Annotated in this window: 12 protein-coding genes; 7 read left to right on the forward strand and 5 right to left on the reverse strand. The window is 75.9% G+C overall.

From position 1 onward, the window contains the following. Positions 1-14 precede the first annotated feature (14 nt). Positions 15-599, forward strand: coding sequence for a PASTA domain-containing protein (locus ACFO3M_RS11815; protein WP_387988787.1), 585 nt, complete (start codon positions 15-17; stop codon positions 597-599). Between the two features lie 119 nt (positions 600-718). Next, positions 719-922 (forward strand): hypothetical protein, encoded by a 204-nt coding sequence (locus ACFO3M_RS11820; protein ID WP_387988788.1) that lies wholly within the window; start codon positions 719-721, stop codon positions 920-922. Positions 923-979: 57 nt separating this feature from the next. On the opposite strand, the gene ACFO3M_RS11825 is transcribed toward ACFO3M_RS11820, so the two are convergent. From ACFO3M_RS11825 to ACFO3M_RS11835, 3 genes are all read right to left on the reverse strand, one after another. Continuing rightward, positions 980-1,909: a fumarylacetoacetate hydrolase family protein gene (locus ACFO3M_RS11825; protein ID WP_387988789.1), complete on the reverse strand. Its 930-nt coding sequence runs from the start codon at positions 1,907-1,909 to the stop codon at positions 980-982. 13 nt (positions 1,910-1,922) lie between these two features. Further along, entirely contained in the window at positions 1,923-2,852 is a 930-nt protein-coding gene (locus tag ACFO3M_RS11830) for an MBL fold metallo-hydrolase (RefSeq protein ID WP_387988790.1), read from the reverse strand. Between the two features lie 109 nt (positions 2,853-2,961). Next, positions 2,962-4,140, reverse strand: coding sequence for an RtcB family protein (locus ACFO3M_RS11835; protein ID WP_387988791.1), 1,179 nt, complete (start codon positions 4,138-4,140; stop codon positions 2,962-2,964). Between the two features lie 242 nt (positions 4,141-4,382). Between ACFO3M_RS11835 and ACFO3M_RS11840 the strand changes: the two genes are divergently transcribed. From ACFO3M_RS11840 to ACFO3M_RS11850, 3 genes are all read left to right on the forward strand, one after another. After that, positions 4,383-4,814 carry an ester cyclase gene (locus tag ACFO3M_RS11840; RefSeq protein WP_387988792.1) on the forward strand — a complete coding sequence of 144 codons (432 nt, stop codon included), beginning with the start codon at positions 4,383-4,385 and terminating at the stop codon, positions 4,812-4,814. An 88-nt stretch (positions 4,815-4,902) separates the two neighbouring features. Next, positions 4,903-5,871 (forward strand): TIGR03557 family F420-dependent LLM class oxidoreductase, encoded by a 969-nt coding sequence (locus ACFO3M_RS11845; protein WP_387988793.1) that lies wholly within the window; start codon positions 4,903-4,905, stop codon positions 5,869-5,871. Between the two features lie 103 nt (positions 5,872-5,974). Further along, positions 5,975-6,571, forward strand: coding sequence for an HD domain-containing protein (locus ACFO3M_RS11850; RefSeq protein WP_387988794.1), 597 nt, complete (start codon positions 5,975-5,977; stop codon positions 6,569-6,571). A gap of 67 nt (positions 6,572-6,638) precedes the next feature. On the opposite strand, the gene ACFO3M_RS11855 is transcribed toward ACFO3M_RS11850, so the two are convergent. Next, positions 6,639-7,067 (reverse strand): ATP-binding protein, encoded by a 429-nt coding sequence (locus ACFO3M_RS11855; protein WP_387988795.1) that lies wholly within the window; start codon positions 7,065-7,067, stop codon positions 6,639-6,641. 67 nt (positions 7,068-7,134) lie between these two features. On the opposite strand from ACFO3M_RS11855, the gene ACFO3M_RS11860 reads away from it, so the two are divergent. Both ACFO3M_RS11860 and ACFO3M_RS11865 read left to right on the forward strand, forming a co-directional pair. Then, positions 7,135-7,485 (forward strand): STAS domain-containing protein, encoded by a 351-nt coding sequence (locus tag ACFO3M_RS11860; protein WP_387988796.1) that lies wholly within the window; start codon positions 7,135-7,137, stop codon positions 7,483-7,485. Positions 7,486-7,496: 11 nt separating this feature from the next. Next, the gene (locus ACFO3M_RS11865) at positions 7,497-9,722 is read left to right on the forward strand and encodes a SpoIIE family protein phosphatase (RefSeq protein WP_387988797.1); all 2,226 of its coding nucleotides are present in this window, start codon (positions 7,497-7,499) and stop codon (positions 9,720-9,722) included. On the opposite strand, the gene ilvA is transcribed toward ACFO3M_RS11865, so the two are convergent. Next, entirely contained in the window at positions 9,719-11,020 is a 1,302-nt protein-coding gene (ilvA, locus tag ACFO3M_RS11870; protein ID WP_387988798.1) for a threonine ammonia-lyase IlvA, read from the reverse strand. The two genes, ACFO3M_RS11865 and ilvA, sit on opposite strands and share 4 nt — an antisense overlap. Positions 11,021-11,085: the final 65 nt, after the last annotated feature.

The raw sequence follows: 11,085 nt of genomic DNA on the forward strand, positions 1-11,085 counted from the left end.
GACGGGGTGTCCCCATGACCCAACCGCCGCCCGGCCAGCCCTGGCAGCCGCCGCAGGGCCCCCTGCCCGGCTTCCTGCCCCCGCCTCCGGAGAAGAAGGAGACGCCGGTCTACCTGCGTCCCTGGTTCGCCGTCCTCGCGCTGGTCCTCGTCGTCGCAACCGTCGGCGCCGCGCTCGGCGGTGGCGACGACGAGGCGGCGACCGCCGCCGCGAGCACCACGACGGTCACCGAGACCGTGACGGCGACCTCCAGCCCCCAGCCGGCCGTCCCGCCCGTCTCCAGCGCACCGCCGCCGGCCGTCGTGCCGAGCACCACCGCCGCCCCGAGCACCCCGGCCCCGACCACGCCGGCCGCGCCGGTGGTCGACTTCGCCATGCCGTCGGTGGTCGGGATGACCCTGCAGGACGCCCAGGACCTGATCCAGGCCAACGGCGTCTTCCTCAGCCTGTCCCACGACCTGCTCGGCACCCGCAACCAGGTGCTCGACGCCAACTGGAGGGTCTGCACGCAGAACGTCCCGGCCGGCCAGCGGGTCACCGGCGCGGCGGAGGGGACGATCGACCTCGGCGTCGTGAAGCTCGAGGAGAGCTGCCCCTGACCCGTCGCGGGGCGGACGCCGACCGCCCGAGCCGTGTCCGGGGCGGCGGGCCGGGTACCCCGTGCCCCGACCGGGGTGAGCCCAGCCGTCCGGTCGGAGCACGGCTGAGGAGGTCCGCGATGACCCAGGGTCCGCCGAACGGCGGCTCGGACGGCCGCACCGACGACCACGTGCTGCCCGGTGAGCACCCCGACGAGAACGGCGTCGCCGACGACGCTCCCGAGCAGGGACCCCGCGCTGCCCAGGGACCCATGGGCAGCGGGGACCGCCCCGGCTTCCCCGGCGCCGCCGAGGGCACCGGGATGGGCCAGGCGGAGGACTGACCGGCGCGCGCCCGTGCTCCGGCTCCACCGTGGGGCGGAGCACGGGCACGCTCCGCCCTAGGCCCGCGCGGCCGTCGCGGGGGGACCCAGCGGCACCGGGTCGGGGCCGGCGACGATGCGTGCGGTCACCGTGCCGATCCGCTCGACCGTCACCGCGACCTCCACGCCCGGCCGCAGCCACGGGTGCTGGTCCTCGCCGTGCAGCGACCGCAGCTCCAGCAGGCACCCGGTGCCGACCGTGCCGCTGCCGACGACGTCACCGGGCCGCAGCTCGGTGCCGCGCGAGGCGTAGGCGAGCATCTGCCCGAACGACCAGTGGATGTCGGCCCAGCTGCCGCCGCCCTGCTCGACGCCGTCCACCGCGGCCGCCATCCGCAGCGCGTAGCCGGCGCCGGAGCGGTACGGCTCGAGCTCGTCGGGCGTGACCAGGACCGGGCCGAGCGTCGTCGCGCCGTCCTTGCCCTTGGCCGGGCCGAGGCCGACCTGGGACTCCACGCCCTGCACGTCGCGGGCGCTCCAGTCGACGAACACCGTGTAGCCGGCGATCGCGGCCTCGGCCTGCTCCGGCGTGAGGTCCGACCCGCCCCGGCCGACGACCGCGGCGACCTCCACCTCGTAGTCGAACGCCGCCGAGCCGGGGGAGACGGGCACCGGCTCGCCGGTCCCGCGCACCGCCGCGGGGTTGGTGAAGTAGAAGACCGGCTGCTGGAACCAGACCGGCGAGACCTCCCGGCCGAACGCGGCGGCGGCGTTGCGCGCGTGCTGCTCGAAGGACAGGAAGTCGCGGACCGACGGTGGCCGCGGCACCGGCGCGCGCAGCACCAGCCCGTCCTCCGGCACCACCTCGGCCGGGGTGCGCTCCGCCGCCGCGGCGAGGTCGGGCAGCAGGTCGACCAGCGCGGCGTCGAACCCGTGCACCTGCCCGTCGCGCAGCAGCCCGGCCCGCTCCGCGCCGTCGGACGGCGAGACGTAGGTGACCCAGCGCATCAGCTCTCCTCCCTCACGCCCGGCAGCCGATGGGGCCGCCGTGGAACGCCACCATGTCCGGCCAGATCTCGGTCAGCGGCAGCCGCTCGCCCGGCGGCCGGCCGTCGAGCTCGGCGTAGGCGCGGTGCAGGTTCCCCACCAGCCGCTCGGACTCCTGCCACCCGGCGTAGGGGTTGTCCGCGTGCCGGCGCGCGGTCTCCAGCGGCGACCACCCGGCCGCGTGCCCCTCGCGCGCGGTTGCGTCGACGAAGGCGGCGTAGCCAGCGAGGTCGTCGAGCAGCCGGGGGACCTCGTCGCCGCGGCACACCGGGCCGTGCCCGGGCACCAGCACGTCGGGCTGCAGCGCGCGCAGCGCCTCCACCGCCCGCGGGTAGCCGGCGACGCTGCCCTCCGCGAGGAACGGCTGGCCGCCGGCGAAGGCGACGTCGCCGGCGAAGGCGACCCGCTGCGCCGGCAGCCACACGACGACGTCGCCGCGGGTGTGCGCAGGCCCCACCGCGTGCAGCTCCACCGCCCGCTCGCCGAGGTGCAGGGTCAGCGCGCCGGTGAACGTGAGGTCGGGCGGGCGCACCTCCAGGTGCCCGTAGTCCGGGCCGGTGAGCACCTGCGCGGCCAGCAACCCGGCGGCGAGCTGGTCCTCCCTCGCGTGCACGTGCCCGACGACCGGGGTGTCGGCGGGGACCAGCCAGTTGCCGAAGGTGTGGTCGCCGTGGTGGTGGGTGTTCACCAGCGCCCGCAGCCGGCCCGGCGCCACCGACCCGACGGCGGCCAGCAGCGCGCGGTTGCGGGCCTCGGTCGAGGTGGTGTCCACCATCAGCCCCGTGCCGTCGTCGCCGGTGACGACGCCGGTGTTGTTGATCATCCAGCTGCCGTCGGGCTGCACGTAGGCGAAGACGCCCGGTGCCACCTCCTGCAGCGCGGCGGCCTCGATCGACGTCGTCACGCCGTCACTCTGCTGGAGCCCAGGTGGCACCGAAAGTCGGCAGGCTCCTCGGCCGGCGTGCTCGTGCTCTGCCCCCGACCGGGGGCAGAGCACGAGCGGGCGCGGGACCTCAGTCGCCCTTGACGTTCACCACCTGGCGCAGCGTGTGCCGGACCTCGACCAGGTCGGCGGCGTCGGCCATGACGACGTCGATGCTCTTGTACGCCTCGGGGTGCTCGTCGAGGAAGGCGTCCGAGCGGCCCCAGGCGATGCCGGTCATCCGCCGGTCGAGGTCGGCCCGGCTGAACCGCTTGCGCGCGGCCGACCGGGAGAACGCCCGCCCGGCACCGTGCGGCGCCGAGGTCAGCGACGCGGCGTCGCCCTTGCCGACGACGACGTAGGACGCCGCGCCCATCGACCCCGGGATGAGCCCCCACTGGCCCCGGCGCGCCGCGATCGCGCCCTTGCGGGACAGCCACACCTGGCGGCCGTAGTGGGTCTCCCGCTCGGTGTAGTTGTGGTGGCACTGGACCACCTGCTCGCGCCGGACCTCCTCGGTCAGGCCCTGTCCACTCATGAACCGGGACACCTGGTCGGCGACGCGGTCCATCATCTCCTCGCGGTTGAGCGCGGCGAACCGCTGCGCCCAGCGCAGTGCCTCGATGTACGCGTCGAACTCCGGCTCGCCCTCCTCCAGGTAGGCGAGGTCGCGGTCGGGGACGACGACGCCGCGGGCCCGGGTGCGCTCCTGCGCCACCCGGATGTGCTTCGACGCCAGCTTGTTGCCGACGCCTCGCGAGCCCGAGTGCAGGAACAGCCACACCCGGTCGGCCTCGTCGAGGGACACCTCGATGAAGTGGTTGCCCGAGCCGAGCGAGCCCAGCTGCAGCGGCCAGTCGCGCACGACGCCGTCGGCCTGGTCCGCGCCCGGGAGTGCGCGGAGCTCCTCGACCCGCGGCGCGGCCGTGTCGCGGAGCCTGCGGTTGTAGCGGCCGGCCGACAGCGGGATCGCCCGCGAGATCTGCTCGTGCAGCGTGGCCAGGTTGCGGCCGCGGACGTCGTCGCCGGTGAACTGGGTGCGCACGGCCATCATCCCGCAGCCGATGTCCACCCCGACCGCCGCCGGGATGATCGCCCCGTCGGTCGGGATGACCGAGCCGACGGTTGCGCCCAGACCCAGGTGGGCGTCGGGCATGAGCGCCACGTGCGGGTGGATGAACGGGAGCGAGGCGGTGCGCTCGGCCTGCTCGCGGGTCGCGTCCTCGAGGATCGACGCCCAGCTGAGCAGGCGTTCGCTGATCTCCTCCATCGTCCCTTCTCTTCTGTGGGTGCGGGGCCCGGTCCCCGCGGCGTCGTGGTGGGCCGGGGCAGTCAACGCGCTCGGCTCGCGCGCCGCGACCGCATTACCCGGGGACCCCGCGGCGGGGAACTCCCTCGGCTTCCGGGCGGCGCGGCACTAGCCTCGGCACCCTCGCGCGACCACCTCGCCGTGGCGCGCGGCGGCCCCCGTCCGCGCCGCGGTGCCCGCCCACCGTCCGAGGGGAGACCGGGATGACCACGACACTCAGCGCCGCCGAACTGGCCGAGCGGTACCAGCGCGGCTGGAGCGACCACGACGGCGACGCGGTCGCCGCCTGCTTCGCCGACGACGGGACCTACGTCGACCCCTCACTGCCCGGACCCCTGCCGAGGACCGCGATCGCCGGGTACGTAAACGGCCTGGTCTCGGCCTTCCCCGACCTGGTGCTCACCGTCGAGGACCAGGTCAGCGAGGGATCCCGGGTGTACTTCAGCTGGCGCCTGCAGGGCACCAACAGCGGCGTGCTGCCGGGACTGCCGGCGCCGACCCAGCGCCGGTGCGACGTCCCGGGGGTCGATCTGATCGAGGTCGGGCCGGACGGCATCACGCGGGTCGTCGGCTACTTCGACCAGAAGGGCTTCTTCGAGCAGCTGGGCCTGCGGGTGGACGTCGTCCCCGGCTGAGCCGTGGGACCCCGGCGTGCCGTTTCCGTTCCGCGGGGCCCGGGCAGCCCTCGTGCGACCGCTGGACCCGACAGTGAGGACGCCCGCGATGCAGGTCGGACTGAAGCTCGCCACCGAGGCCTTCCCGCCCGAGGAGGTCGTCCGCCAGACGGTGCGGGCCGAGGAGGCGGGCTTCGACTTCGTCGAGATGAGCGACCACTACCACCCGTGGCTCGACGTCCAGGGGCACAGCGGCTTCACCTGGTCGATGCTCGGCGCGATGGCCGCGAAGACCGAGCGGATCGGCCTGGTCACCGGCGTGACCTGCCCGATCATCCGGTACCACCCGGCGGTCATCGCCCAGGCCGCGGCCACCGTGCAGATCCTCGCCGAGGGCCGGTTCACCCTCGGCATCGGCGCCGGTGAGCGGCTCAACGAGCACGTCGTCGGCACCGGCTGGCCGGCGGTGCACGTGCGGCACGAGATGCTCCGCGAGGCGCTGCAGATCATCCGGCAGCTCTGGCAGGGCGGCTACCAGACCTTCGAGGGCAGGTACCTGCAGCTCGAGGACGCCCGGGTGTTCGACCTGCCCGACGAGCTCCCGGTCATCGCGGTCGCCAGCGGCGGGCACAACGCGTCGGAGCTGGCCGCCCAGTACGGCGACGGGCTGTTCGCCACCGAGCCGCGCGAGGACCTCGTCGGCGCCTTCCGCGACGCCGGCGGCAAGGGCCCGCTCTACGCCGAGGTGCCGATGGCGTGGGCGCAGGACGAGCAGTCCGCCGTCGAGGAGGCGCTGAGGACCAGCCGCTGGGCGCTCACCGGCTGGAAGGTCATGAGCGAGCTGCCCAACCCGGTCAACTTCGACGCCGCCAGCCAGACGGTGAGGGAGGACGACATCCGGGGGCAGTTCTCCGTCGGGCCTGACCCGGAGAAGCACCTGCAGCAGGCGCAGCCCTACGTCGACGCCGGCTTCGACCACCTCGTCCTGCAGAACGTCGGCCCGGACCCCGACGGGTTCATCGACGCCTGCGCCGGCGGGCTCATCGAGCGGGTCAAGGAGCTCAAGCCCTCGGCGTGACGGCTCTCGTCAGGACACCGTCCCTGCCGGGTTCCGCAACGGACCTGCCAGGGTGCGCGGCGGGCGGGGGAGGAGCGGACGGACGGCGGCACACTCGCCGACCGTGACCGCCTCCCTCCCCGCCCTGCCCGACACCGCCGCCTGCCGCCTCGCGCGGGAGGTGGCGGAGCAGTTCAGCTCACCGGCGCTGGTGAACCACTGCCTGCGCTCCTACCTGTGGGCCGCCGACCACGCCGCCCGGCACGGCATCGCGTTCGACGAGGAGCTGCTGTTCGTCGCGGCGATGGTGCACGACATCGGCCTGGTGCCGGTCTTCGACAGCGCGACCGTGCCGTTCGAGGAGGCCGGCGGGGCGGTCGGCTGGGTGTTCGCCGCGGGGGCGGGCTGGCCGGCCGCGCGGCGGCGCCGGGTCGCGGAGGTCGTCGTCGCGCACATGGCGCCGGAGGTCGACGTCGCCGCCGACCCCGAGGGACACCTGCTGGAGCTGGCCACCGGCCTCGACATCTCCGGCCGCGACCCGGACGCCTGGCCCGCCGGCCTGCGCGCCGCCGTCCTCGCGGAGTACCCGCGGCTGGGCCTCATCGGCGAGTTCGTCGCCTGCTTCGAGGACCAGGCCCGCCGCAAGCCGGACTCGCCGGCCGGCCGGTTCTCGGCGAACGGCTTCGCCGCCCGCGCCCGGGCCAACCCGCTCGACAGGTAGTCGCCCTCCGGCCGCCTGCAGGGGCCCGCCGCGAGCCTGCGAGCGGTGGGGGGCAGGGGGTCCTTCGTCAGCTGCGGTCGAGCAGGCGCAGCGACGGGCGGCTGCTCAGCCGCTTCTCCAGGCTGACGCAGTGCCGGCCGTCGGGGTCGAGGCGGAAGTCCAGCCGGTCGACCAGCGCCTGCATGAGCGTGAGCCCCGCGCCGCGCTCGCCGTCGAGGCCGGCCCGGGTGGCCGCCTCCTCGGGGTCGAAGCCGGTGCCGTCGTCGACGACGGTGATCCGGCACAGCGCCCGGTCGATCTCCACCGACACCTGGTACTCGGCGTGGTCGCCGGCGTGCTGGACGACGTTCGCGCAGGCCTCGGTGAGCGCGAGCGTCGTCTCCTCGACGACGGCCTGCTCGATCCGCAGGTGCTCGAGCGCCTGCCGGCACAGGCCGCGGACGAAGGGCACGCTGTCGACGTCGACGGGCAGCCGGACGGTGAACGCGATGTCCATGCCGAGCCCCTCCCGTGACGGCGCGTACGCTCCTCGGGTCCGTTCCGGGTACCGAGGGAGCCTGATCGTGCTGTTCGCCGTCGACCGCGTGGCGGTGAACGGGCGGCCCGCGCTGAGGGTACGCGGTGAACTCGACATCGCCACGGTGGCGCTCCTCGCCGCGTACGTCGACGACGAGCTGGCCGCCCACCCGCGATCCCTGGTCATCGACCTGACCGCCACCGTCTTCATGGACTCCTCCGGGGCCCGGCAGCTGGTCCGTGCCGCCAAGCAGGCCGCCGCGGCCGGGACCGCGCTGCAGGTCGTCTGCCCGCGGGACAACCAGCCGGTGCGCCTGGTCATCGACCTGCTGGACCTGTCCCGCCTGGTGCCCGTCGTGGAGTCGGCGAGCCTGACCGACGGGGAGGTCGGGTCGTAGGGTCGGCCGCGATGAGCGCCGCCCCGACCCTCCCGTCCCCGGCTCCCGACCCGCTCCGCCGTGTGGTCGACGACGAGGCGCTCGCCCGCTGCGCCGAGGAGCCGATCGCCGTCCCCGGCGCGATCCAGCCGCACGGCGCGCTGCTCGCCGTCACCGAGCCCGACCTCGCCGTCGTCGTCGCCTCGGCCAACGCCGCCGCCGTCCTCGGCACCGACCCCACCGGCCGCACGCTGGCCGACCTGCTGACCCCCGCCGAGATCGACCGGCTGCGGGCGGCGCTGGCCGCGGACCTCGTCGAGGCCGACCCGCTGCGGGTGGCGCCCGCCGGCACCGAGCTGGACCTGGTCCTGTCCCGCAGCGGCGACCTGCTGGTCACCGAGTGGGAGCCGGTCGCCGGCGCCGGGCAGGCCGGCGCGGCCTGGCACCGGCGGCTGCCGACCGTGCTGCAGCGGCTGTCCGCGCCGACGTCGCTGGAGGGGCTGACCGCCGTCCTGGCCCGCGAGGTGCGGGCGCTGACCGGCTTCGACCGGGTGATGGTCTACCGCTTCGACGCCGAGTGGAACGGCGAGGTGGTCGCCGAGGACCGGCGGGCGGACCTCGAGCCCTTCCTCGGCCTGCACTACCCGGCCGGTGACATCCCCGCCCAGGCCCGCGCCCTCTACGCCACCAACTGGATGCGGCTGATCCCCGACGCCACCTACACGCCGGTCCCGCTGGAGCCGCCGCTGGTGCCGGGGACGGGGCGGCCGCTGGACCTGTCCGGCGCGGTGCTGCGCAGCGTCTCGCCGGTGCACCTGGAGTACCTGGCCAACATGGGCGTCACCGCGTCGATGTCGGTGTCGCTCATCGACCGCGGGAAGCTCTGGGGACTCGTCGCCTGCCACGGCTACAGCGGCGCCCACCGCCCCTCCTACGCCGACCGCACCGCCGCGGAGTTCCTCGGCCGCACCGCCTCGCTGCTGCTGCACACCACCGTCGAGGCCGGCGAGCGCGACCGGGTGGTCGCCGTCGCGCAACGGGAGGCGGAGCTGGTGGCCGCGATCGGCCGCACGCCGCGCACGCCCGCGGCCGCGCTCGTGGACGGGGACCTCACCGCGCTGGACCTGCTGCCCGCCGCCGGCGCCGCGGTCCGCCTCGACGGGCGGCTGCACCTGCTCGGGCGCACCCCGCCGGCCGAGCGGGTCGCTGCCGTCGTCCCCGCGGTGCTGCGGGTCGGCGGCGCGACCGACCGGCTCACCCTCGCGCTGCCCGGCTTCGAGGACCTCGCCGACGACGCCAGCGGCGTGCTCGCCGTCGAGGTCGGCGGCGGGCGCGGCGACTTCCTGGCGTGGTTCCGACCCGAGACCCCGCGCGAGGTCAGCTGGGGCGGCGACCCGCACACGTCGAAGGTCACCGACGGGCGGCTGTCCCCGCGCCGGTCGTTCGCCCGCTGGACCGAGACCGTGCGCGGCACCGCCCGCCCGTGGCGCGAGCACGAGGTCGCCGCCGCCCGCGCGCTGGCCGGCCACCTCGGCGAGGCGAGGCTCGCCCGCGCCGGCGAGGACGACCGGCTCTCGGCCGCGCTGCAGCGCACCCTGTTGCTCGAGGAGCTGCCCAAGGTGCCCGGCGTCGCGCTCGGCGCGCGGTACCGGCCGAGCGAGGCCGACGTCGTCGGCGGCGACTGGTACGACCTGGTGCCGCTGCCCAGCGGCCGGCTGGCCGTGGTGCTCGGCGACGTCGCCGGGCACGGCCTGACCGCCGCGTCGGTGACCGCCCAGCTGCGGCACGCGCTGCGCGCCGCGCTGCTGCGCGACGAGGGCCCGGCCGCGGCGCTGGCCGAGCTCAACCGCCTGGTCGCCGCGCTGCTGCCGGGGGAGATGGCGACCGCCCTCGTCGTCCAGCTCGACCCGGCCGGCGGCGCGCTGGCGCTGGCCAACGCCGGGCACCTGCCCGCCGTGCACGCGCACGACGGCGCCGCGCGGCTGGTCACCGACGGCCGCGGGCCGGCGCTCGGCCTCCTCGACGACGCCGACTTCCCCGAGGTGGAGCTGCGGCTGGACCCCGGCGACCGGCTGCTGCTCTACAGCGACGGGCTGGTCGAGCGGCGCGACCGCCCGCTGCCCGAGGGCCTGGAGGCGGTGCGCGCGACGGTGGCGGGCCTGGCCGGGGAGCCGCAGGAGGTCGTGGACGGCGTCGTCGCGGCGCTGGACCCCGCGGGCACCGACGACGTCACCGTGGTGGGGCTGGCCCGGGTCTAGCCGGGGGCGCCGCCGCGGACGAGGTAGCGGTAGGCCGGGGAGTCCGGCGCCAGGTGCTGGATGCGCAGCGGGTTCGCGGCGATCCGGTCGAGCAGGCCGGGCAGCGCGGAGGCGGTGCCGAGCTCGATGCCGGTGAGCGCGGCGCCGGTCTCCCGCTCGTCCCGCTTGACGTACTCGAACAGCACGATGTCGTCGTCGGGACCGAGCACGTCGTCGAGGAAGCGGCGCAGCGCGCCGGGCTCCTGGGGGAACTCCACGAGGAAGTAGTGCTTGAGCCCCTGGTGCACCAGGGAGCGCTCGATGACCTCGGCGTACCGGCTGACGTCGTTGTTGCCGCCGGACAGCACGCAGACCACCGTCTGCCCCGGCTCGACCCGCACGGTGCCGCCGGTGAGCGCGGCGGAGGCCAGCGCGCCCGCGGGCTCGGCGATGATCCCGTCGACCTGGTACAGGTCGAGCATCTCGGTGCAGACCCGGCCCTCGGGGACGGCGACCAGCTCGGCGCCGCAGTCGCGCACCAGCGGGTGGGTGACCGCCCCGGCCCGCCGGACCGCGGCGCCGTCGACGAAGGTGTCGATCTCCGCCAGCTCGACCGGCCGCCCGGCGGCCAGGGCCGCGGCCATGCTCGCCGCGCCCGCCGGCTCCACCCCGACCACCCGGGTGCCGGGGGCGGCCTGCGCGAGCCAGGTACCGCAGCCGGCCAGCAGCCCGCCCCCTCCGAGCGGCAGGACGACGACGTCGGGCGCGCGGCCGCCGAGCTGGTCGAGCACCTCCACCGCGACGGTCGCCTGCCCGACGACGACCGGCCAGGCGTCGAACGCCGGGACCAGCGTGGCGCCGGTCGTGCGGGCGTGCGCCGCGGCGGCGGCCGCGGCGTCGTCGTAGGTGTCGCCGGTGACGACGAGCTCGACGGTGTCCCCGCCGAGGGCCTGGATGCGGGCGCGCTTCTGGCGCGGCGTCGTGCCGGGGACGAAGACCGCGCCGCGCACGCCGAGCGCCCGGCAGGCGTACGCGACGCCCTGGCCGTGGTTGCCGGCGCTCGCGCAGACCACGCCGGCGGCGCGGGCGGCGTCGTCGAGGCGGCTGATCGTGTTGTACGCGCCGCGGACCTTGTACGAGCGGCCGACCTGCAGGTCCTCCCGCTTGAGCCACACGTGGGCGCCGGTGAGTGCGGAGAGCCGCTCGTTGCGCTGCAGCGGCGTGCGCTCGGCGACCCCGGCCAGCCGCCCGACGGCGTCGCGCACGTCGGCGGCGAAGTCCCGGATCGCGGTCGCCTCGGTCGTCCCGGCGGTGCTCACGGTGCTCCATCCTCCCCGCAGCCGGGGTGCTCCTGCGGACGGTCGTGCTCTGCCTGCACCTGTGT

The organism is Geodermatophilus arenarius (genome assembly GCF_042654585.1).
GTDB lineage: Bacteria > Actinomycetota > Actinomycetes > Mycobacteriales > Geodermatophilaceae > Geodermatophilus > Geodermatophilus arenarius.